A 21387-nucleotide genomic window follows, 5' to 3' on the forward strand; every position below is an offset into this window, starting at 1 on the left:
ATGAGTACAGATTTTCGAATTCGCGCCGCGGAAGTACTGAAGATAGAAGCAGCGGCCATTACGCAGTTACAACAATACCTGGATAGCAATTTTAATCAGGCTTGCCAGCTGATCCTGGCCAGCCAAGGCAAAGCCATCGTTACCGGCATGGGCAAGTCTGGTCATATTGGCAATAAAATTGCCGCTACCCTGGCCTCTACCGGCACACCGGCGTTTTTTGTTCATCCCGGCGAAGCCAGTCATGGCGACTTAGGCATGCTATCGGCCAACGACGTGGTGATTGCCATCTCTAACTCCGGCGAAACGGCTGAAGTGCTGACCATAGTGCCAGTAATAAAACGCCTAGGGCTGAAGCTTATCGCCATGACAGGCAATCCACAGTCTACCTTAGCCAAGCTAGCCGATGCCCACTTGTGTGTCAAAGTTGAGCAGGAGGCCTGCCCGCTTGGCTTAGCCCCCACCGCCAGCACTACGGCTACCCTGGCAATGGGCGATGCGCTGGCTGTATCCTTACTGGATGCCCGCGGCTTTTCTGCCGATGACTTTGCCTTATCGCACCCCGGTGGCAGCCTGGGACGTAAATTGCTGCTGCGGCTTGACGATATTATGCACAGCGGCGAACTGATGCCCGTGGTACCGGCCACGGCAACCATTAAAGACGCCCTGCTGGAAATCTCAAAAAAAGGTCTGGGCATGACCGCCATTGTTAACGAGCAGGGGCTAATGGCCGGTATTTTTACCGACGGTGACCTGCGCCGGGTACTGGATTTACGCTGCGATATTCACAGCGACCGGATAGCCGACGTAATGACCAAACACTGTGTTACCGCCGATGCCCAGATGCTGGCGGCGGAGGCGTTGCAGATTATGCAGCAGAAAAAAATCAACGGCCTGATTATTGTTGATGCCAGTGGTAAACCGGTAGGCGCAATGAACATGCATGACTTATTACGTGCCGGAGTACTGTAAATGTCATTATTTGCTCAGTTGTATCAGCAAGTTAGTGCTGACCTGCTACATAGCGCCAGCCAGATTAAACTGCTGATTTGTGATGTTGATGGTGTATTCTCCGATGGCCGTATCTATCTTGGCAATAACGGCGAGGAACTCAAAGCCTTTCATACCCGTGACGGTTATGGCATCAAGGCGTTGCGCCAGGCCGGCATTGAGGTCGCCGTCATTACCGGCCGCAACTCTGCTATAGTACAGCAACGTATGACAGTGCTGACGGTACCTTATATCTATCAGGGGCAGGAAAATAAATTGGCCGCTTTTGCCCAGTTGCAGCAAACATTGCAACTAAAGCCAACGCAGATTGCCTATATCGGAGATGACTTAGCCGACTGGCAGGTCATGCAGCACTGCGGCCTGTCGGTCGCCGTAAAAGACGCGCATCCTTATCTGGCACAACGCGCAGACTATGTTACCCGTCTGGCCGGTGGTTATGGTGCCGTGCGTGAACTATGCGACCTGTTACTGATCAGCCAGCATCAGTTTGGTCATTTTGACGGAAGCAGCACATGAGAAAACTGCTGACGCTACTGGTCGTGGTGTTAACCGGCACAGCGTTATATCTGTGGTTTGAACCCGCCGACAGTATCGACCCACTGCAAACCGATCAGGAGTTACTGCCTGACTACATTGCACAAAATGTCACCCGACGCCTATACAATGCAGACGGGCATTTAGCCGACACTGTCAGTGCCAACCGCCTGGAACATTTTGAACGACTCGGCTTTACCCAGTTTGAAAAGCCGGTGTATACCCTGTATAACACTGAGCATCAGCCAAGCTGGCAAGCCAGCAGCGAGTATGCCATCTGGTTTCCGCAGGATAAAATTATTCTTGAGCGCCAGGTCAGCATCCAAAGTCAGTTACAGACTGAGATGATAGAACGCATAGAAACAGAACATCTGGAAATGCTGTTTCCGGACAACACACTGCAGAACAACCACCCGGTGCGCATTCAGGGCAAAGGTTTTTATATTCTTGGCAGCGGCATTCAGGCCGACTTAACCAGCAAAACCTTTCAACTGCGGCAACACCAGCAAACGGTATATAGTAATGAAGATTAAGCTTGTTTTTGCCTTGCTGCTTGGCAGCGCCAACGTAACAGCAGCGCAACCTGACTACACCCAGCAAATACAAATCGACGCCGACAAACTGGTATCAGTGCAGGAAAACGTCCTGACGTATCGCAGCAATGTGGTGATTACGCAGGGTTCATTGCAAATGAAAGCCGATCAGCTGGAGATCAATGCCAGTGCCGGCAAAGGTAAAGAGGTCTACACCGCCACCGGCAACCCGGTCAGTTATTCCCAGTTGCTGGAAAATGGCCAGCCGGTAACGGCCCAAGCCAGTGAAATGCGTTATGAACCCTCAACCCGCACCCTGACCCTTAGCGGCGATGCTGAGCTGGCACAAAGCGGTAGCATAGTAAAAGCGTCAGTGATCAGATATAACGTTGAAAAGCAGCAGCTGAGCGCGGAAAGTAACGATTCAAAACGCGTTACCACGATTTTTACGCCAGAGGAAAAAAACAACCCATGAAGTTAGTCGCCTCGCATCTGGCAAAAAGTTATAAGGGCCGGCAAGTGGTTAAAGATGTCAGTCTGTCGGTTAATGCCGGTCAGATTGTTGGCTTACTGGGGCCTAATGGCGCTGGTAAAACCACCACTTTTTATATGATTGTCGGCCTGGTGCCTTCAGATAAAGGCCATATCAGCCTGAACGAAAAAGACATCACCTTTGACCCGATACACGCGCGCGCGCGTCAGGGTATCGGCTATCTGCCACAGGAGAGCTCTATTTTTCGCAAGCTGAGTGTCTACGAGAATCTGCTGGCCATTTTGCAAACCCGCAAAGATCTAAGCCGGGCACAACGCGAGGAAGTCGCAGACGATCTGCTGGAAGAATTTCATATTGGCCATATCAAGCACAGCCTGGGCATGAGCCTGTCAGGCGGTGAGCGACGCCGGGTTGAAATTGCCCGCGCGCTGGCTGCGAATCCGGCTTTTATCCTACTGGATGAGCCGTTCGCGGGTGTTGACCCTATTTCGGTACTGGATATTAAAAAGATTATTCAGCATCTGGCACAACGTGGCATTGGCGTGTTAATTACCGATCACAATGTGCGTGAAACCCTTGATGTCTGTGAGATTGCCTATATTGTCAGTCATGGTGAGCTTATCGCCTCTGGCGCACCGCAAGAGGTATTGGCAAATCAGAAAGTGCGTGATGTATACCTGGGTGAGCAATTCAGGCTATAGTTAGCAAAAACACTTACAGCATGTCATTCAGGAGAACGGTAGAAGTAGATGAAGCCCTCTTTGCAACTTCGCTTTGGACAGCAGCTAACCATGACGCCGCAGTTACAACAGGCCATTCGCCTGTTACAACTGTCGACCATTGAGTTGCAGCAGGAAATTCAGGAAGCTCTTGATGCCAACCCATTGCTGGAGGCCGAAGACGAGTACGACAGCTTTAATCCTGAACCGAAAGAACCCGCCGAGCCCGCTGATAACAAAGCGACCGATGTCGATCATAATGCCGATGATAGCTTTGAACCTGCCGAACCCGACAGCAGCGAAGCCATGACAGAGCAAAACATTCAGGAAGACCTGCCGCTGGACAACAACTGGGACGATTTAGTCAGTGCCGAACCAGTCAGTGCCGGTAGCAGCGCCAGCAGCGACGAAGACATGGTGTATCAGGGTGAAACCAGCCAGTCTTTACAAGACTATCTGCGCTGGCAAATGGAACTAACGCCTTTTTCTGATACCGACCGCGCCATCGCCGAAATCATTATCGAAGCCATTGACGACAATGGTTTGTTGACCATCAGCTGTGACGATATTCTCGATTCTCTGGGCCAGGACGATGTTGAAGCCGATGAAGTAGAAGCCGTTATTAAACGCATTCAACTGTTTGATCCCGTCGGCGTGGGCGCACGCTCAGTGCAGGAATGTCTGTTGGTGCAATTACGCCAATTTGACCCTGACACTCCCTACCTGGCTGAAGCCCAGAGCTTAATCCGCGATCATACTGAATTTTTAGCTAATCGCGACTTTCGTTCTTTGATGCGCGTGACTAAACTCAAAGAAGATGAATTAAAAGAAGTGATGCGGCTGATCCATAGCCTGAACCCGCGCCCTGGTGCCGACGTGATCCGCGAAGAGCAACAATACGTGATCCCCGACGTCAGCGTGATGAAAGTTAAAGGCCGCTGGCAGGTAGAACTAAACCCGGATGCAATGCCCAAAGTCAGGATTAACCAGCAGTACGCGGCCATGTCCAGAACAGCGAAAAGCAGTGCCGACACCCAGTTTATCCGCTCGCATTTGCAGGAAGCCAAGTGGTTTTTAAAAAGCCTGGAAAGCCGCAATGAAACCTTATTAAAGGTGGCAAACTGCATAGTACAGCAGCAGCAGGCCTTTTTTGAACACGGCGAGGAAGCGATGAAACCTATGGTGTTAAATGACGTCGCCGAGATGGTAGGTATGCATGAATCGACTATTTCCCGTGTCACCACCCAAAAGTACATGCACACGCCGCGAGGTATTTTTGAACTTAAATTCTTTTTTTCCAGTCATGTTAGTACCGAGAGTGGTGGCGAATGCTCATCCACTGCAATCAGGGCCTTTATTAAAAAATTAGTGGCGGCAGAAAACCCGGCCAAACCACTCAGCGACAGTAAGATGGCTGAAATTTTGCTGGAACAGGGAATTAACGTAGCACGACGCACTATCGCCAAGTACCGCGAGTCGCTGTTTATTCCGCCGTCAAATCAACGCAAGACCTTGCTGTAAATAAGCCTAAAAGAAGGAATATGTCTATGCAAATCAATCTAACTGGTCGCCATGTTGAAATCACCACTGCCTTAAAAGAGTACGTAGACAGCAAATTTGCTAAACTGGAGCGGCATTTTGATCATATAAACAATGTACATGTGATCCTAAACGTGGAAAAATTGAAACAGATCGCCGAAGCCAAGCTACATCTGAACGGCGGAGAAGTATTTGCTGTATCAGAAGATGAAAATATGTATGCCGCGATAGACCAGCTGATAGACAAGTTAGATCGCCAGGTTATCAAGCATAAAGAGAAAATAGCCCGACACTGATTACAAAATGATGAACTTAACCGCCATGCTTGCCGAGAACTGCACTAAAAGTGCAGTTCTTTTTAACAGCAAAAAACGTATTCTGGAATATATCGCTGAACTGGCACACCAACAGTTACCAGACATGCCTGAATACAATATTCTTGAAGCGCTGATGACGCGGGAAAAACTGGGTTCTACCGGTATCGGCGGTGGTATTGCCATACCGCACGGTAAGCTAAAAGCGGTAACCCAGCCGATCCTGATTTTTGTGGTTAGTAAAGAGGCCATCCCGTTTGATGCCATCGACAATCAACCGGTCGACATTTTCTGCGCCATTCTGATCCCCGAAGACCAATGTCAGGCGCATCTGAGCACTTTGGCCGGTATTGCCAAGTTACTTAGCCAGAAAGAATTGACAAAGAAAATCCGCCACGCCCAGACCAACCAGCAATTGTACCAATTGCTGGTAGAATACAGCACGGCGGACAGTGCAAAATGAAACTTCTGGTTGTCAGCGGTCGTTCCGGTTCCGGTAAATCTGTTGCCCTGCGGGTGATGGAAGACCTGGGTTACTACTGTGTTGATAATATTCCGGTTAACCTGCTGCCAACGCTGGCCACAACCGTAATGGGGCAATATGAGCGCGTTGCTGTCAGTATTGACGTACGCAACCTGCCACAAGACCCGGACGAGCTGGCCGAAATTTTATCTTACCTGCCGCGCAAGCTGGATTTAACCATCCTGTACCTGGATGCTGACCATGCCAGCCTGATCAAACGCTTTAGCGAAACCCGGCGTTTGCACCCGCTGTCACATCAGGCCATGTCACTGGATGAAGCCATACTGCGCGAACAACAACTGCTGGACCCGATATCCAGCCGCGCCGATCTGTATATCGACACCACAGAGTTAAATGTACATCAGCTGGCAGAGCAGCTGCGTGAACGCATTCTGGGGCAGAAGACCGGCCGCCTGGTGATCCTGTTTGAATCATTCGGCTTTAAATATGGCATTCCCAAAGATGCCGACTTTGTATTTGATGCCCGCTTTTTACCCAATCCGCATTGGGAGCCGGATCTCAAACCGCTAACCGGCCTGGATCAACCGGTGAAAGATTATTTAGCATCGCAGCCGGTTGTCGCCAAATATATCTGGCAGATCAACAGCTTTATCAGCACCTGGCTGCCCCATCTGGAACGCAATAACCGCAGCTATCTGACCATCGCCATTGGCTGCACCGGCGGCCAGCACCGCTCGGTGTATATTGTTGAAAGCCTGGTTGAAAGCTATCGCAGCTCCCGTGATGATGTGCAACTCCGTCACCGCGAGCTGGCACGCCACCACGCTAAGGCCTGACCGCTATGCAATGCCGCCAAACGGTTACTATTATCAATCAACTGGGGTTACACGCCCGCGCGGCCACTAAGCTGGCGCAGCTGTGTCAGCAGTTTCAGGCCAGCATTGTGCTGGTGCAGGATGATAAAAGCGCTGATGCCAGCAGCGTACTGGCGCTGTTAATGTTGGCCAGCAGTAAAGGTAAAACTGTGCAGGTGTGTACAGAGGGCGTTGACGCTGAGCAGGCACTCAGCGCTGTGGTAGAGCTTATTAACAACGGTTTTGACGAGCAATAACGCTACGGCAAAGGCTTTCTGTCATGTTGCTTGCTTTGCGCCGGCTCAATATTATCCAGCCCCCGCGTTTTACTGATCGCCTTTAGTTTATGGTGTAACGCCGTTTTAATCAGCATATGAGCGCTGATAGGCGCGGTGATCAACAAAAAGATCGTGATCAGCAATTCATGCACGCTGACGCCGCCTGACAAACTAAAAAAGAACATTGAGCCAAGCAGAATGCCGCCCATACCCAACGTGGTGGCTTTAGTCGGGCCATGCAGGCGCATAAAAAAATCCGGCATCCGCGTTAAACCAATAGAGCCTATCAGCACAAAGCTGCCACCGAGCAACAAGAAGAAGGCCACAGCCCATTCTATCCAATTCTGCATCTGTCTCTCCTACTCAATAATATCGCCGCGCAGCAAGAACTTGCACACGGCAACCGTGCTGACAAAGCCTAGCATGGCGATCAATAAGGCCGCTTCAAAATACAACGGCGAGCCCATCAGTAAGCCGTACAGAATAATCAAGGCGATACTGTTAATGTACATGGTATCCAGCGCCAGAATGCGATCCGGCAGACTGGGGCCACGCAGCAGCCGCCATAAATTCAGCAGCAAAGCTACGCTTATCATGGCGAACACCAGCATAATAACCTTGTCTAACATTGAAAAATCTCCTTCAATGGGGCTTCATAGCGCTGCTTTATTGAGGCAATTAGCTCTGCTTCATCCGTCATATTCAGCACATGAATTAACAACCAGCGCTGCGGCATGGGCTCACCGGCGGGGATAAGCTCGGCACTGGGATAAATTTCTGCACTAACCGTGCCCGGCGTCATCGACACCGTACTGGCGAGGATAGTAATCGGCAACTCATGCTGCAAATCCAGTGGCACCCTGACAAAAGCCGGATTTAACCGCCGCTTCGGCCCTAAAATAAGCACTGCCACCTGCGCATTTGCCGTAACAATATCGGCAAATACGCGCAGAATATAGCGCAGTGCCAGTAATGGCCGCTCAATTAATGGCTGCGGGTCACGAAAGCGCAAGGTCAGCAGCGGAATGACAACGGCCAGCACGGCAGCAAAAAACAAATGCACGGCTTCAATACTCTGGTTTAGTAACAACCAGACAATAAACAACAGCACACTGCGATAAGGCGTGGGTAACCAGCCAAACTTCGGTTTAAACCTCATTGCTTGCCTCCTTCGACTACGCCACTATGCAAAATGGTGTTGATGGCGCTGCGGGTATCATACAGTTGCTCTGCCGCCTGCTGTGATAACTCGGTAAAGGGCCCGGCAAAAATCACCAGTAACGGGCTTGCCAACAATAGCCAGCACACGGCAAAAATTTGTAGCGGTGCAGCTTTCTCGCCAGCAGTATCACTGCCGCTGATCCGCCAGAACAAGGTGCTACCGGCGCGGGACAAGCCAATGATCACCAGCAAACTGCTAAGCAGCACCAGACTCCAGATAGCAATGCGACTGCCGGGCTCTGTTACCGCCTGCAACAGCATCAGCTTGCCGACAAAACCGGAAAACGGCGGTAACCCGGCCACCGTTAAAGCGCCTAACATAAACATAAAACCCAGTAGTACCGGCTGTGCCACCCGCCGGCCAGACACCAGCCGATCACCGGCTTTACCGCGCTGACTGGCGATGAGATCGGCAATCAGAAATAACGCAGCGGTCACCAGCGTCGAATGTACGGTGTAATAGATAGCCGCAGCGGCGGAGAGCTCGGTGTGCAGCGCGACCAGACTGACCAGGGTACCCACGGATAACAACACCAGATTAGCCACCAGTTTACGAAAATCCTGGCTGGCCATAACACCAACAGCCCCCAACGCTATCGTGGCCAAACCGGCGGGTAACAACCAGTCGGCAGCAATACCACTTAGCTCACCGGCATTTGCACCAAAAATGGTGGTATACACCCGTAACAGGGCATAGACACCTATTTTGGTCATCACGGCAAACAAGGCTGCCACTGGCGCAGACGCTGAGGCATACGTGGCCGGCAGCCAAAACTGCAGCGGTAACACCGCCGCTTTTAGGGCAAACACTATCATTAGCATCAAGCCGCCGGATTTCACCAGCATCAGGTCATCGGCTGGCAGCAAGGCGACTTTTTCTGCCATATCAGCAATATTTAGCGTACCTAAAGTGCCATACAGTACGGCCAGTGCAATCAGAAAAATTGCCGAGCCGGTCAGGTTCAACACCACATAGTGCACCGCCGCTTTGGTTTTATTTTTGCCACCGGCATGGATTAATAGCGCATAAGAGGCAATCAGCAGTACTTCAAAGAAGACAAACAGGTTAAACAAGTCGCCGGTTAAAAAGGCGCCGTTAATACCCATAATTTGAAACTGAAACAACGGATGGAAAAACGAGCCTTTCTCATCTTCACCGGCACTGCCATAGCATATTGCGCCCAATGCCAGAAAAGACGTTAAACACACCAGCAACACCGATAGCGTATCAGCCACCAGTATGATGCCAAAAGGCGCCTGCCAGTTACCAATGGCATAATGAATTAAGCCCTGTTGCTGCACCTGCATTAACAGGCTGACCACCAGCACCAGCTGTATGGCACTGGATATCATACTGACCCAGCGCCGGCGCATTGGCGAGTAATGGATCGGCGGAAGCATGATAAGCAACGCCGTTAGCATAGGCAGTAACACCGGCGCAGTAATTAAATGCCACATTAACGGCTCTCCTTTCTAACAACATCGGCATCCGGTAATTTGCCGTCCACATGATCATTGCCCAAATCAGCCCGCGCCCGTATCGCCAGGATCACCAGAAAAGCGGTCATGGCAAAGCCGATCACAATGGCCGTTAATACCAGCGCCTGCGGCAGAGGATCGGCATATTGCTCACTGGTGCCCAGCACCGCAGCGCCACGTAAGGTTAAGCGCCCCGACGTAAAAATAAACAGATTAACCGCGTAAGACAGCATGGTCAGCCCCAGCATCACCGGGAAGGTGCGACCGCGTAACATCAGAAAAATGCCACAGGCGGTCAGAAAACCAATACAACAGGCTACCAGGGTTTCCATCAGATCGTCTCCTTGTGTACCGGCCGGTGTGACGTCGTCATTTTGCCCAGGCTGGCCAGAATAAGTAAGGTCGAGCCTACAACCGTGACATAAACGCCCAGGTCAAAAGCAATGGCACTGGCTAACTCCAGCTTACCCAGTACCGGCAGATCAAAATAATCAAACCAGGAGGTTAAAAACGGCCGGTTAAATAGCCAGCTTGCGGCGCCGGTGGCTAAAGCAATTAATAACCCCACTGCCACTACGCGCTGATATTCCACATTCATTCGGGCTTTTACCCAATCTACGCCCTGGGCAATATACTGCAGAATAATCGCCACAGCGGTGACCAGGCCGGCAATAAAACCACCGCCGGGTAAATTGTGGCCGCGGAAGAAGATATAAATAGACACCATTACCGCCAGCGGCAATAAGCTTTGTGATACGGTCGATAACAGTAACGAATGGCGCTCCAGCGCCCAGGGCCGACCGTCACCATCACTACTGGGTTTAAATAACGGAATACGGGTTAACAACTTAAAAATACCCAGTGAGGCAATGCCCAGCACGGTTATTTCGCCTAAGGTGTCAAAACCACGAAAATCCACCAGTATCACGTTGACCACGTTAGTGCCACCACCACCGGTTTTGGCATTGGTTATAAAGAAATCAGAAATGCTGTTAAACGGCCGCGTCATCAAAGCATAACTTAAGCTACCCACAATGACGCCGACCATACTGGCCACACTGAGATCACGCACCACGCGGGACGACTCAGACTGTTTCGGCGTTTTATGTGGCAGGAAAAACAGTGCCAACATCAGCAGAATAATGGTCACCACTTCTACCGATAACTGCGTCAGCGCCAAATCCGGTGCCGAGAAGCGGGTAAAGGCAATAGACACCATCAAGCCAACCACAGAGATCATCAACAAGGCCACTACCCGTTTTCGGTGCCACACCACAGTGGCAAAGGCCGCAATTAACAGCATAGTCGCACCGGTGGCGTTAACGGCATCTATCGGCAGTTCGGCCCGGCCGCCCCACAGCGTCACTAAATCGGTTAGCGGTAAGCCCGCCAGCAGAATAAAGCTCAGTAAGGTCAGGGTCATATAACGCTGTAGTGAGCCACTATCCAGCCACTGATACAGCTGACTGCAGCGCTCGGCAAACTGCTTAACACCGCGCTCAAAGCTGTTGAGCGCATCGACATCAGGCAAGGTATTCTGAAAATCAAACAAGTGTTTACGATTAACGTAGATCAGGGTACCACCAACCAATGCCAGCACACTCATTAGCAAGGGCAAATTAAAGCCATGCCAGATAGCCAGGCTGTAGTACGGCACCTCACCTGGCAATACCGCTTGCGATGCCGCCTGTAACAAGTCACCAATCAAATAGCCCGGAAACAAGCCTACCAAAATACACAGCGCTACCAGCACTTCAACCGGCACCCGCATATAACGTGGCGGTTCGTGTGGCGTTTTAGTGAGGCCTTTAGGCTGGCCGTTAAAAAACACATCGTGAATAAAGCGCATCGAATACGCCACTGAGAACACGCCTGCCACGGTAGCCAGTACCGGGATCACCCAGGACAAAGACCCCAGCAAATGCTGGTGCAGGGTTTCAGCAAAGAACATTTCTTTCGATAAAAAGCCGTTTAACAGCGGCACACCGGCCATTGCCGCCGCCGCCACCATCGCCAGCGTGGCCGTTATTGGCATAAATTGCCATAAGCCATTGAGTTTGCGCATATCGCGCGAGCCGGATTCATGGTCAATAATACCGGCGGCCATAAATAACGAGGCTTTAAACGTCGCGTGGTTGATAATATGAAATAACCCCGCCACAGCGGCCAGATCCGTGCCCATACCGAATAGCAACGTGATCAGGCCCAGATGGCTGATGGTGGAATACGCCAGCAAGCCTTTTAAATCGTGTTTAAACAGCGCCAGATAAGCGCCAATCAGTAAGGTAGCCAAACCGGTAATGCTCACCAGCACAAACCACAATTCTGTGCCGGACAGCGCCGGATAAAAGCGTGCCAGTAAGAAAATGCCGGCTTTAACCATAGTGGCAGAGTGTAAGTAAGCACTTACCGGTGTTGGCGCGGCCATCGCATTGGGCAGCCAGAAGTGAAACGGAAACTGCGCCGACTTGGTAAAACAGCCCAGCAAAAACAACACCAGGATCAGCGGATACCAGGCATGTTGTTGAATAAGCTCGGCACTGGCCAGCACCTGCTGTAAATCATAACTGCCAACCAGCTGGCCGATCAGTAAAAAAGCCGCCAGCAACGCCAAACCACCAGCACCGGTTACCGTCAGCGCCATACGGGCGCCGCGTCGCGCTTCCGCTTTATGCCACCAGAAACTGATTAATAAAAATGAGCTAATACTGGTCAGCTCCCAGAACAACCATAGCTGTAACAGGTTACCCGACAGCACGATTCCCAGCATGGCGGTCATAAACAGCATTAAATAGGCGTAAAAACGCGGCATGGAATCACGCGGCGCTAAATAGTAACGCGCGTACAAAATAATCAGCAGGCCAATACCGAGGATCAACAGCGCAAACAAAAACGCCAGGCCATCCAGTATGAGAGTGATATCCAGCCCCAGCAGTGGGATCCACGGCTGAAAAAACCGCACACTGCCGCCAGCCAATATGGCGTCGGCATGATACAACAGCAACATTAAGGCAAACGCTGGCGGTAAAGCTGTTGCCAGGGCACAGGCGCTGCGGTTCCATCTGGCAGTGAACACAGGAACCAGGCTTCCCAATAGCGGCAGAAGTAAAATCCACAAGAGTGTCATAGCTGTCGCATATCCTTTTCAGAGTTAACCTAACCGAGCTTTCAGCCTGCCTTTCACCCTACTGATTAAGTTGTTGATATCCATAGGCAGTTAGCTAAGCATAGAAGACAGAATGCCTTTACAACATGGGCGGGCTGAAAAATCAGATTGTCTGGTGCAATGGCGGTATTTATACCGGTATCCGTGAAAAAAGTCTATTAATGCCACTGCGCTCATAGGCTTAAGCCCAGTGTTTTAACGTGCCCAGTGTTGTATTTATCGCACGCTTGACTGGCATCGATACCACAAAGCGATTACAACTAATAACTGACACCAACGACCTGCGGGAGCAAATATGACCACTCGTACCGAACGCGACAGCATGGGAGAGTTGCAAGTGCCGGATGCAGCGTTGTATCAGGCACAAACCCAACGCGCTGTGGAGAATTTTCAACTCAGTAATCTGCGTCTGCCGCTGCGCTTTATTCAGGCCCTGTTGCAGATAAAAAAGGCGGCGGCGCAAGCCAATCAGCAACTGGGTTTACTCGATAGCACAGTGGCCACGGCCATTATCGATGCTGCCACAGCTCAGCTGGCCAATACGGATATGCAGCACTACCCGCTGGATGTATTTCAAACCGGCTCTGCCACCAGCAGCAATATGAATGTCAATGAAGTGCTGGCGACCCTGGCCAGCCGCGCCTTGGGACAGAAGGTTGAGCCCAATGACCATGTCAACCTGGGGCAAAGCAGTAACGATACCATCCCCAGCGCCATCCATGTCAGTGCGGCTTTGGCCATACAGCAACAGCTAATCCCAGCGCTACGCCAGGCTCAGGCGGTGTTGATCAACAAAAGCCAGCAAATTGGTCATATTGTCAAAACCGGCCGTACCCACTTAATGGACGCAATGCCGGTGAGCTTTAGCCAGGTGCTGGGCGGCTGGCAGGCGCAACTGGCGCATGCAGAGCTGCAGTTACAACAACAGCTGCAACAACTACAACAGCTGGCGCAGGGCGGCACCGCTGTGGGCAGTGGCATTAATGCCGATCCGCGTTTTGCCAGCTTATGTTGCCAGCAGCTTAGCCACAATACCGGGCTAGATTTTCGCCCGGCAGAAAACTTTTTCAGCGCCATCGCCACGCAGGACACCGCCGTTGCTGCTTCAGGCGCACTGAAAACCCTGGCCGTTAGCCTGCTGAAAATTTGCAATGATTTACGCTGGATGAACTCAGGCCCGCTGGCTGGCCTGGCTGAAATCAGCTTACCGGCGCTGCAACCGGGCTCGTCCATTATGCCGGGCAAGGTTAATCCGGTGATCCCCGAAGCGGTGGCGATGATCTGCGCTCAGGTGATGGGTAATGACAGCAGTATCACTATCGCTGGCCAGTCAGGTAATTTTGAGCTAAATGTGATGCTGCCGCTGGTGGCGCATAATTTGCTGCAAAGCATTGAGCTGTTAAGCACTGGCTGCAAAGCGTTGGCGGAGCAGGCCATCAGCGGCTTTACCGTGCACGAAGACAACATTAACCAAGCGCTGGCGCGTAATCCTATTTTAGTTACCGCCCTTAATCCGCTACTTGGCTATGCTAAAGCCGCCGAGATCGCCAAACAGGCTTATCAGCAGCAACGACCGGTATTGGACGTCGCGCTGGAACACACCGATTACAGCAAAGAACAGCTACAGCAATTACTGGACCCGGCCCGGCTGGCCGCGGGCGGCATTATAAAGTGAACGCTGGCCACAGTGGCTATTGAATATTCAATAGCCACTATTATTAACCTCTTGATAAATAATCATTGCCAAACCACTGGGGCTTGTCGCTATAATCCGGCTTTTGCTTTACACCAACATAACAATAGGGATGCTGTACTATGGAGAATAATATAACAACCCCGGCCCAGCCGCGGGTAGATAAAGTGGCTTTTAGTGGCAAAGCCGGCGAGTTTTTTGGGATCTGGATAGTTAACCTGCTGCTAAGCATCGTCACACTGGGCATTTACAGTGCCTGGGCTAAGGTGCGCACTAATCAGTATTTTTATGGCCATACCCGCATTGACCAACAGCCGTTTCGTTACCTGGCTACGCCGCTGCAAATCTTAAAAGGCCGCATTATTGCGGTGATTATTTTTGGCCTGTTTTTTGTACTGTCATCTTTATCGCCGGTATTTGCGTTGCTGCTGGCACTGGCGTTTATGTTTGCCTCGCCCTGGCTTATCGTACAAAGCCTGAAATTTAACCTGCGCATGACCAGCTACCGCAATGTACGCTTTGCCTTTCATGGTGACTATCTGGGCGCGCTAAAATATTTTGTCTTGTTGCCGCTGCTGTCGGTATTTACCTTATACCTGGCCATGCCATGGGCATTAAAAAAGATCGATCATTATCTGTGCAGCAATATTAGCTTTGGCGGCAAAAAGCTGCAGATTAACACTGATACCAGCTCCTACTATATTGCCGCCTTACTGGCGATGGCAGCTATGATTGGTCTGGGTTTTGTCGTTGCGATTGCCGCTTTTATTATCGGCATGATTAGCGCGGCCACTTTTGGCAGTGGATTTGATGGCGATGCCGCCCTGGGTGCCGTTGCCGTGCTGCTGCCGATTGCAATGTTCGCCGTGTATTTTGTCGGCTTTGCCCTAAGCGGTGCCGTATACCAAAGCCTGATCCGCAACCACCTGTTTGAGCGCACCGAATTGCCAGGCGTGGCTAAATTCAAATCGGAAATGCAGGTGATACCATTTATGTGGTTAATCTTAACCAATTTGCTGGCCATTATTGTCACTCTGGGTTTGGCATATCCATGGGCAAAAATCCGCAAAGCCGCCTATATGGCGTCGGTCACTACTGTTGCGGTTTATCCTGGCATCAACTCGCTGGTCGATGAAGCCCAGCAAAACAGCAACGCCTTTGGTGAAGAGGCAGCCGGCCTGTTCGACGTTGATGTGTCACTGGCCTGATGCCCGGTTCAGTTACCGTTCGCGGCCAGTTTCAGCATAGCGGCAGCAGCAGCCTGTATGCTGCCGAGCTTGTGCTGGATTCAGACGGCCAACTCTCTGTGCACTGCCACAGCAGTGGCGAGCAGCTGGCACAAGCAGCACCGGCAGATTACCGCTTTGGCTCGGTGATCCCGGGGCTGCCGGTCGAATTGCGGTTACGCGATGGCGCGGTATTTGTGCCGGACGACAGCCGCTACCGCTGGCCACAGCTAAGCAAAGGCGCCGCTATGGCTGAGCGGCTGGAAAGCCATAAAATGTCCATTCTGGCGGCGATAGTACTATCGCCGCTGCTGCTATGGTGGATCATCGTTGATCTCATGCCAATGCTGGCCGGCGCGGCGGTGCCATGGGTGCCAGACAGTGTTAAACAGCAAATGGGGCGCCAGACCTTTTACAGTCTGCAGCAAACGGCATTAGCGCCAACTGAACTGCCGGCCGCAGAACAGGCTATGGTGCGCTATCACTGGCAAATGGCACTGCAACAATTGCAACTGGAGCAGCAAGAGTACCGGCTGCATTTATTTAAGTCAGACTTTTTCGGTGCCAATGCCTTTGCCCTGCCTGACGGCACTGTGGTGATGACAGACCAGCTAGTCAGCCTGTTAAAAGATAACCCGGATGCCATCCTGGCGGTATTGCTGCATGAAATTGGCCATGTTGAAGGCCAGCACAGTGTGCGCCTTATTGCCCAATCGCTGGGCGCGACCCTGGTAATTGGTATCGTGTTTGGTAACCCCGAAGGCGTGGCCGATCTGTTGCTGGGTTCCGGTTCAGTATTGCTGCAAAATGCCTTTTCCCGCGATATGGAACGCGAAGCCGATCAGTTTGCTATTGCCAAACTGACCGAACTGGGTAAATCACCACAAGCCTTTGCCGATGCGATGTCAGCCTTACTGGCAAAACACAGTGATGAGGCCGACACCACAAGTTCACTGCTTAAATACCTAAGCACCCACCCCGACACCCGCGAGCGGATAGAGCAGGCCACTCAGCCATAAACCACCGCGGCTTAACCATCATCATGGCGCCAACCACACTGGCGCCATTTTCTTGTTAGCGGTTTTATTGTTATAGTTCTGGCAACTTCATTCAGGGAACACCAGCTATGTTTCGTCTTGCCAGTTTAGCTTGCGCCATCTTTACTGCCGGCCTTCAGGCCGCGCCTGTTGTTGTCACTAATATCAGTGGTTATGGCTTTAACGACCAGCGCCAATTGCAGCAATTCAGCGTGCTGGTATTTGACGATGCCAGCGGCAAGGTGCTGGCACGGGGCGATAGCAGCGTCGCGGCACAATACCCCGGTGCAGCCCAGCTAAACGGCCAGGGTAAAACGTTGTTACCGGGCTTAATTGATGGCCACGGCCATGTGCTGGGGCTGGGACAAAACCTGGCGCAGGTTGAACTGCGCGGCAGCAGCAGTGAGCAAGAGGCCGTTGCACGGGTGGCCACTTTCGCCGCCAGCAATAAAGAGGCGCCCTGGATTGTCGGCCGCGGCTGGAACCAGGTGCTATGGCCAACCAATACGTTTCCAACAGCGGCCAGCCTGGATGAAGTGCTTAGCGACAAGCCAGTGTATCTGGAGCGGGTAGATGCGCACGCCGGCTGGGCTAACAGCAAAGCCCTGGCGCTGGCTGGCATCACCAAAGACAGCATAGACCCGCCGGGCGGCGAAATAGTGCGCGACAGCACTGGTAACCCGACCGGTGTACTGATAGACAACGCTATGCTGCTGGTTGAACAGCATATCCCGACGCCGGACAACGCCGCTAAAATACGCGCCCTTAATGCCGCTTTTGCGCATTTACTGGCGCTGGGCATTACCAGCGTGCACGACGCGGGGGTTGATAGCGATACCGTAAAGTTGTACCAGCAGCTGGCCGACGAACAAAAACTGCCAATGCGGATTTACCCGATGTTATCGGCGCGCGACCCACAGCTGCCGCAGTGGCTTGAAGCCGGCATTATTGACGATCCGACAGATTATCTGGATATCCGCTCGGTTAAAATTTATGGCGATGGCGCCCTGGGTAGCCGTGGTGCAGCTTTAATCGAACCCTACAGCGATAAGCCTGAACAAAAAGGCCTGCTGGTCACAGCGCCGGACAAACTGACGCAGATTATGCAAATGACAATAGCGGCCGGTTTTCAAACCAATGTGCATGCCATTGGCGATTTAGCCAACCGCTTAGTGTTAGACCGCTTTGAACAGCTGGTGCCGCAAGATAAGCGGCAGCAAAGCCGCCACCGCATAGAACACGCACAAATAGTGTCGCCAAAAGACATTCCGCGCTTTGCCAAATTACATGTGTTACCGGCGATGCAGGCGGTGCATGCCACTTCCGATAAAAATATGGCCGGCGATCGCTTAGGTGTCGCGCGCCTGCGCGGTGCCTATGCCTGGCGCAGCTTTATTGATCAGGGCAGCATTATTGTTGGCGGCTCAGACTTTCCGGTTGAGCTGGCCAATGCTTTTCACGGTATTCATGCCTCCGTCACCCGCCAAAGCCAGGATAATCAACCGGTGGGCGGCTGGCTGCCCGAGCAAAAGCTTAGCTTAACCGAAGCGCTACGCTCTTTTACTGTCGATGCCGCTTACGGCGCCTTTCAGGACAACAGCATGGGTACACTGGCGCCAGGCAGCTGGGCTGACTTTATCCTGGTCGACCGTGACATTTATCAAATCCCGTCCGAGCAGCTGTGGCGGGTAGAAGTAGAGCAAACGTATGTTAACGGTAAGCAGGTATTCGCCAAATGATTAGCCAGAAATGGAGCAAGTTAATCCGCTCCTTGCAGCAAAAAAAGTACCGCAAAGCCGAACAACAGTTTTTTGTTGAAGGCGAAAAGGCGGTATTAGAACTGCTGGCCTCAAACTGGCAGGTTGATGCGGTGTTCGCGACAGAAAGGTTCTTACAGCAATATCCGCAGCAGGTAAAAGCAGCCGCACTGGTGCAACAATGCAGCAGTGATGAACTGGTAAAAGTAGGCACCTTTAACAGCAACGACGCCGCGCTGGCAGTAGTAAAAATGCCAGCCCACAGCGATTTTGTAGCGCATAGCCACGGCTTTGTGCTGGTGTTGGATCAAATTAACGACCCGGGCAATCTCGGTACCATTATCCGCATTGCCGACTGGTACGGCATTAAGCATATTGTTTGCTCACCGGATACCGCCGACTGCTACAACCCCAAGGTCATCGCCGCCGCCAAAGGCTCGTTTTTGCGGGTGCAGCTGCATTATCAGCCACTGCAACCACTGCTGGCACACAGCACATTGCCGGTGTATGGCGCATATTTAGGTGGTGAATCGGTGCATCAGCTCAAGCTTAACCACTCAGGCGGTTTTATCGTGCTGGGCAACGAAGCCAATGGTATCAGCGCAGAGTTAGAACAGGTTATCAGCCGCAGAATCACCATCCCGGCTTTTGGTGAGGCAGAGTCACTGAATGTGGGTATAGCGGCAGCAGTGATCTGCGATAATTTGCTAAGGCTTAGTCAGTAGTATTAGCGGTAATGACAGCCAACAGTTGGCGCTAACGTCGCGCTCTGCGGCAATTTTGGAGCGCAGCGGAAAATTTGTCCGACAGCAGCGCTTTCTTAGCTGTATCTACATCACTCGTAGATTGCACGTGAGAAGTCTCGGATATTACTGTGCGATCTTTTTAGCAGATCAAGGACATCTATATCTGTACCCTTAATCACGAACTTAACCCACTCGTATTTTCTTTCTACCGAGACTGAGTGCCCTTGCTGCAGGTCGCTTACGGCTTTATCAGCAGTAAGCACATAATCTTCTGGCATTTTTATTCCATTGATAGTTGCGCCGCCCATATATATCTTCCCTGTACCATCAACAGCCGCGGCACCTCCACCTAACACCGTCATTGACTCTGGGCTATTTACTCGGGTCTGCTCTTGTAATTGATCATGTTTGTGGTCATTTGTCACTTTACACAGGTGAATCAACCAACGATCATCACAAGTGTACGGTTGTATAGATTCAATTTTATCCCTGAATTCTTTTTCTAAATCCGGCAAATTTTTGTTTAAAGATTTCGTGAATATGCTTTTATCTTTTCCGTACGGGAAATATACATTTTTGGGAGTATTGGATGACCCAGTAAATTCTGATAAGTCCTGAGCAATATACTCAAGTGAACTTCTCAAATGCTCCAAGCAACTTTTGACCTTTGGCTTGGCGACTCCTACAATGTCCTCTGTTTTCTCGGCATTGCGATATATGCTATCAATAACAGCGAGAAGCTCTTCTGACTCTGCTATCAACTCATTGACGCTAGATTCTCTTTTCAATAGCTTTCTCCTTCGCCTGCATTGAACGTTTGAAGCCAGCCGCGCGCGTTAGCGCGTCGGACTGTGCTGAGTTGTTATGTGTTTGTGCTATCTTTACGTCGATTCCTTAGTAGCACCAATCCTACTAAAGAACCAAATGTGCTTGTAAAAACCAAATAAGCGAGCATTAGCATGAGACTTGCCGTTCTTATTGAGCGATCTCCCCAAAATGATGAAACCAGTGAAGGATCAAACGTTAATAGCTTGATGCACTCCGCATCGGAAATATTCTCTGTGCACGGCTCACGAAGTGGGCGTTCTAATCCCACCACAAATGAAACGGCATCAGAGGCCCCATCTATTGGGATACGCACTACATATAATGTGTGTATTGAAATCAAAATCAAGAACGCGCTTAATGCAATGATTAAAGTGCGATTGAACATTTTGCGCAGCCATACAAGGGTAATTCTTTCTCTTCCATACCATTCTATTACCACAGCAACTACTCCCATTATCGCTGCAGAGAGAGGAATCACTGTATCCTGCAATGTTGCAGGAATTAATGAAAGAAGCGGGGTGAATAAAGGGATATCTAAAACACCCAAGTATGGTGCCAATCCAATAGCCACCCCAACACCAAATCCCACTAAATAACGAACAAAGTCATTTGCTATCTTAGTTGGTGGTTTAGGTTTATTAGTATTATCTACTGGCGCTTGCATGGGTTAGGGCCTTCAGCTTCGCTGGTTTTATGTAATTGACAGTCAAGGAGACTCACTTGCTCATCCACGAGGTTCAAGGTCTCATTTATTGGTTTATATCCAGCTCTCGTTATGGAGTAAGTGTACAAACCACGATATATGCCATTGATATTAGAGTTCGATGTTGTTGATCGTTCTCGTCCACCAGTAGTGGGTCTTATGCGAAAAACAGCATTTTCAGGTTTTGTTTGAATGGTTATATCTCTTGAAAGGCCTCGCTCTGAGTGTAATTTTTGTAAAAATATAGAAATGTCATCGAATGGGTTTCCTGCATCAGCCGGAACAACACCATCTCTAGAAAAAATTGATTGATTGTCAGGGAAATATTTATTCACATATGATCGCATTCCTTGGTACTCCTCACGATCAAGAGAACTAATAAGTTGCTTTTTTATGCTGGTTCTTTGGTTAACCACATCTGATCTGCGCCAGCCATGCACCTCTTTACCAAATGGATATTTAAATGACACGTTAGTGCGTACAGTAACGATAGGCAATGTAGATTGTGCCTGTGATAATCGCTTCTCGACTTGGGCAAGCTTTGATAGATACTCACGATTAAGTTCGGTTATATCTAAATTGCCAGCTTGCAAGTTATTCTGGAAGTTAAACAACAATAGAAGAATTAGTATTTTAAGATGAGCTTTCATTTTATGTCCGACCTTCTATTCCCTATTTACTGATTATCTTTATCACATAGACATAATGACTCCCCACGAGGTGCTGACCTCCAGGAACGTGGGTTAGCTTTGCAGCCAGAGCCATACTGTATTTG

General features: G+C 50.7%; 24 protein-coding genes. 15 read left to right on the plus strand and 9 right to left on the minus strand.

Features of this window, described 5'->3' with window-relative positions; genetic code table 11:
- From EYB30_RS12875 to EYB30_RS12920, 10 genes are read left to right on the plus strand one after another with little or no spacing between them, the layout of a single operon-like run.
- Positions 1-969, plus strand: a complete 969-nt coding sequence (locus tag EYB30_RS12875) for a KpsF/GutQ family sugar-phosphate isomerase (RefSeq protein WP_166839300.1) — start codon at positions 1-3, stop codon at positions 967-969.
- Positions 970-1524: a 3-deoxy-manno-octulosonate-8-phosphatase KdsC gene (gene kdsC, locus EYB30_RS12880; protein WP_166839301.1), complete on the plus strand. Its 555-nt coding sequence runs from the start codon at positions 970-972 to the stop codon at positions 1522-1524. It begins immediately after the preceding gene.
- Complete coding sequence (gene lptC, locus EYB30_RS12885) at positions 1521-2075, plus strand: LPS export ABC transporter periplasmic protein LptC (RefSeq protein WP_166839302.1); 555 nt, start codon at positions 1521-1523, stop codon at positions 2073-2075. Before kdsC ends, lptC begins: the two co-directional genes overlap by 4 nt.
- Positions 2065-2550 (plus strand): lipopolysaccharide transport periplasmic protein LptA, encoded by a 486-nt coding sequence (gene lptA / locus EYB30_RS12890; RefSeq protein ID WP_166839303.1) that lies wholly within the window; start codon positions 2065-2067, stop codon positions 2548-2550. The genes lptC and lptA overlap by 11 nt, the downstream gene beginning before the upstream one ends.
- A complete protein-coding gene (gene lptB, locus EYB30_RS12895; RefSeq protein ID WP_166839304.1) occupies positions 2547-3269 on the plus strand; it encodes an LPS export ABC transporter ATP-binding protein in 723 nt (240 codons plus the stop codon). The genes lptA and lptB overlap by 4 nt, the downstream gene beginning before the upstream one ends.
- 48 nt (positions 3270-3317) lie before the next feature.
- On the plus strand, positions 3318-4808 hold the full coding sequence (locus EYB30_RS12900; RefSeq protein WP_166839305.1) for an RNA polymerase factor sigma-54: 1491 nt from the start codon (positions 3318-3320) through the stop codon (positions 4806-4808).
- A gap of 26 nt (positions 4809-4834) precedes the next feature.
- The gene (gene hpf, locus EYB30_RS12905; RefSeq protein ID WP_068233948.1) at positions 4835-5122 is read left to right on the plus strand and encodes a ribosome hibernation promoting factor; all 288 of its coding nucleotides are present in this window, start codon (positions 4835-4837) and stop codon (positions 5120-5122) included.
- 7 nt (positions 5123-5129) lie between these two features.
- Positions 5130-5603, plus strand: a complete 474-nt coding sequence (gene ptsN / locus EYB30_RS12910; RefSeq protein WP_166839306.1) for a PTS IIA-like nitrogen regulatory protein PtsN — start codon at positions 5130-5132, stop codon at positions 5601-5603.
- Complete coding sequence (gene rapZ, locus EYB30_RS12915) at positions 5600-6460, plus strand: RNase adapter RapZ (RefSeq protein ID WP_166839307.1); 861 nt, start codon at positions 5600-5602, stop codon at positions 6458-6460. The genes ptsN and rapZ overlap by 4 nt, the downstream gene beginning before the upstream one ends.
- Positions 6461-6465: 5 nt before the next feature.
- Entirely contained in the window at positions 6466-6735 is a 270-nt protein-coding gene (locus EYB30_RS12920) for an HPr family phosphocarrier protein (RefSeq protein ID WP_166839308.1), read from the plus strand.
- 2 nt (positions 6736-6737) lie between these two features.
- Here EYB30_RS12920 and EYB30_RS12925 read toward each other — a convergent pair whose 3' ends face one another.
- Genes EYB30_RS12925 through EYB30_RS12950 form a run of 6 tightly spaced genes read right to left on the minus strand, consistent with a single transcriptional unit; the run spans position 6738 to position 12583 of the window.
- On the minus strand, positions 6738-7106 hold the full coding sequence (locus EYB30_RS12925) for a Na+/H+ antiporter subunit G (RefSeq protein WP_166839309.1): 369 nt from the start codon (positions 7104-7106) through the stop codon (positions 6738-6740).
- Positions 7107-7115: 9 nt separating this feature from the next.
- A complete protein-coding gene (locus tag EYB30_RS12930) occupies positions 7116-7385 on the minus strand; it encodes a K+/H+ antiporter subunit F (RefSeq protein WP_166839310.1) in 270 nt (89 codons plus the stop codon).
- Entirely contained in the window at positions 7379-7915 is a 537-nt protein-coding gene (locus tag EYB30_RS12935; RefSeq protein ID WP_166839311.1) for a Na+/H+ antiporter subunit E, read from the minus strand. Before EYB30_RS12935 ends, EYB30_RS12930 begins: the two co-directional genes overlap by 7 nt.
- The gene (locus tag EYB30_RS12940; RefSeq protein ID WP_166839312.1) at positions 7912-9435 is read right to left on the minus strand and encodes a monovalent cation/H+ antiporter subunit D; all 1524 of its coding nucleotides are present in this window, start codon (positions 9433-9435) and stop codon (positions 7912-7914) included. Before EYB30_RS12940 ends, EYB30_RS12935 begins: the two co-directional genes overlap by 4 nt.
- Positions 9435-9788 carry a Na+/H+ antiporter subunit C gene (locus tag EYB30_RS12945; protein ID WP_166839313.1) on the minus strand — a complete coding sequence of 118 codons (354 nt, stop codon included), beginning with the start codon at positions 9786-9788 and terminating at the stop codon, positions 9435-9437. The genes EYB30_RS12940 and EYB30_RS12945 overlap by 1 nt, the downstream gene beginning before the upstream one ends.
- A complete protein-coding gene (locus EYB30_RS12950) occupies positions 9788-12583 on the minus strand; it encodes a monovalent cation/H+ antiporter subunit A (RefSeq protein WP_166839314.1) in 2796 nt (931 codons plus the stop codon). Before EYB30_RS12950 ends, EYB30_RS12945 begins: the two co-directional genes overlap by 1 nt.
- 334 nt (positions 12584-12917) lie before the next feature.
- On the opposite strand from EYB30_RS12950, the gene EYB30_RS12955 reads away from it, so the two are divergent.
- From EYB30_RS12955 to EYB30_RS12975, 5 genes are all read left to right on the plus strand, one after another.
- Positions 12918-14297, plus strand: coding sequence for a class II fumarate hydratase (locus EYB30_RS12955; protein ID WP_166839315.1), 1380 nt, complete (start codon positions 12918-12920; stop codon positions 14295-14297).
- Positions 14298-14437: 140 nt separating this feature from the next.
- Positions 14438-15523 (plus strand): YjgN family protein, encoded by a 1086-nt coding sequence (locus EYB30_RS12960; RefSeq protein ID WP_166839316.1) that lies wholly within the window; start codon positions 14438-14440, stop codon positions 15521-15523.
- Entirely contained in the window at positions 15523-16560 is a 1038-nt protein-coding gene (locus EYB30_RS12965) for a M48 family metallopeptidase (RefSeq protein WP_166839317.1), read from the plus strand. Before EYB30_RS12960 ends, EYB30_RS12965 begins: the two co-directional genes overlap by 1 nt.
- Positions 16561-16667: 107 nt before the next feature.
- Positions 16668-18317, plus strand: coding sequence for an amidohydrolase (locus tag EYB30_RS12970; protein ID WP_166839318.1), 1650 nt, complete (start codon positions 16668-16670; stop codon positions 18315-18317).
- Positions 18314-19060 carry a TrmH family RNA methyltransferase gene (locus EYB30_RS12975; protein ID WP_166839319.1) on the plus strand — a complete coding sequence of 249 codons (747 nt, stop codon included), beginning with the start codon at positions 18314-18316 and terminating at the stop codon, positions 19058-19060. Before EYB30_RS12970 ends, EYB30_RS12975 begins: the two co-directional genes overlap by 4 nt.
- 110 nt (positions 19061-19170) lie before the next feature.
- Here EYB30_RS12975 and EYB30_RS12980 read toward each other — a convergent pair whose 3' ends face one another.
- The 3 genes from EYB30_RS12980 to EYB30_RS12990 all read right to left on the minus strand — a co-directional run bounded on the left by EYB30_RS12980 (position 19171) and on the right by EYB30_RS12990 (position 21262).
- Positions 19171-19869 (minus strand): hypothetical protein, encoded by a 699-nt coding sequence (locus EYB30_RS12980; RefSeq protein WP_166839320.1) that lies wholly within the window; start codon positions 19867-19869, stop codon positions 19171-19173.
- A gap of 74 nt (positions 19870-19943) precedes the next feature.
- A complete protein-coding gene (locus tag EYB30_RS12985) occupies positions 19944-20573 on the minus strand; it encodes a hypothetical protein (protein WP_166839321.1) in 630 nt (209 codons plus the stop codon).
- Positions 20558-21262, minus strand: coding sequence for a hypothetical protein (locus EYB30_RS12990; protein WP_166839322.1), 705 nt, complete (start codon positions 21260-21262; stop codon positions 20558-20560). The genes EYB30_RS12985 and EYB30_RS12990 overlap by 16 nt, the downstream gene beginning before the upstream one ends.
- Positions 21263-21387: the final 125 nt, after the last annotated feature.

It is taken from the genome of Rheinheimera pleomorphica, assembly GCF_011634895.1.
GTDB lineage: Bacteria > Pseudomonadota > Gammaproteobacteria > Enterobacterales > Alteromonadaceae > Alishewanella > Alishewanella pleomorphica.

Coding starts and splice junctions, on each gene's coding strand:
- EYB30_RS12875 (WP_166839300.1), top strand. CDS start 1: ATGAGTACAGATTTTCGAATTCGCGCCGCGGAAGTACTGAAGATAGAA.
- kdsC (WP_166839301.1), top strand. CDS start 970: ATGTCATTATTTGCTCAGTTGTATCAGCAAGTTAGTGCTGACCTGCTA.
- lptC (WP_166839302.1), top strand. CDS start 1,521: ATGAGAAAACTGCTGACGCTACTGGTCGTGGTGTTAACCGGCACAGCG.
- lptA (WP_166839303.1), top strand. CDS start 2,065: ATGAAGATTAAGCTTGTTTTTGCCTTGCTGCTTGGCAGCGCCAACGTA.
- lptB (WP_166839304.1), top strand. CDS start 2,547: ATGAAGTTAGTCGCCTCGCATCTGGCAAAAAGTTATAAGGGCCGGCAA.
- EYB30_RS12900 (WP_166839305.1), top strand. CDS start 3,318: ATGAAGCCCTCTTTGCAACTTCGCTTTGGACAGCAGCTAACCATGACG.
- hpf (WP_068233948.1), top strand. CDS start 4,835: ATGCAAATCAATCTAACTGGTCGCCATGTTGAAATCACCACTGCCTTA.
- ptsN (WP_166839306.1), top strand. CDS start 5,130: ATGATGAACTTAACCGCCATGCTTGCCGAGAACTGCACTAAAAGTGCA.
- rapZ (WP_166839307.1), top strand. CDS start 5,600: ATGAAACTTCTGGTTGTCAGCGGTCGTTCCGGTTCCGGTAAATCTGTT.
- EYB30_RS12920 (WP_166839308.1), top strand. CDS start 6,466: ATGCAATGCCGCCAAACGGTTACTATTATCAATCAACTGGGGTTACAC.
- EYB30_RS12925 (WP_166839309.1), bottom strand. CDS start 7,106: ATGCAGAATTGGATAGAATGGGCTGTGGCCTTCTTCTTGTTGCTCGGT.
- EYB30_RS12930 (WP_166839310.1), bottom strand. CDS start 7,385: ATGTTAGACAAGGTTATTATGCTGGTGTTCGCCATGATAAGCGTAGCT.
- EYB30_RS12935 (WP_166839311.1), bottom strand. CDS start 7,915: ATGAGGTTTAAACCGAAGTTTGGCTGGTTACCCACGCCTTATCGCAGT.
- EYB30_RS12940 (WP_166839312.1), bottom strand. CDS start 9,435: ATGTGGCATTTAATTACTGCGCCGGTGTTACTGCCTATGCTAACGGCG.
- EYB30_RS12945 (WP_166839313.1), bottom strand. CDS start 9,788: ATGGAAACCCTGGTAGCCTGTTGTATTGGTTTTCTGACCGCCTGTGGC.
- EYB30_RS12950 (WP_166839314.1), bottom strand. CDS start 12,583: ATGACACTCTTGTGGATTTTACTTCTGCCGCTATTGGGAAGCCTGGTT.
- EYB30_RS12955 (WP_166839315.1), top strand. CDS start 12,918: ATGACCACTCGTACCGAACGCGACAGCATGGGAGAGTTGCAAGTGCCG.
- EYB30_RS12960 (WP_166839316.1), top strand. CDS start 14,438: ATGGAGAATAATATAACAACCCCGGCCCAGCCGCGGGTAGATAAAGTG.
- EYB30_RS12965 (WP_166839317.1), top strand. CDS start 15,523: ATGCCCGGTTCAGTTACCGTTCGCGGCCAGTTTCAGCATAGCGGCAGC.
- EYB30_RS12970 (WP_166839318.1), top strand. CDS start 16,668: ATGTTTCGTCTTGCCAGTTTAGCTTGCGCCATCTTTACTGCCGGCCTT.
- EYB30_RS12975 (WP_166839319.1), top strand. CDS start 18,314: ATGATTAGCCAGAAATGGAGCAAGTTAATCCGCTCCTTGCAGCAAAAA.
- EYB30_RS12985 (WP_166839321.1), bottom strand. CDS start 20,573: ATGCAAGCGCCAGTAGATAATACTAATAAACCTAAACCACCAACTAAG.
- EYB30_RS12990 (WP_166839322.1), bottom strand. CDS start 21,262: ATGAAAGCTCATCTTAAAATACTAATTCTTCTATTGTTGTTTAACTTC.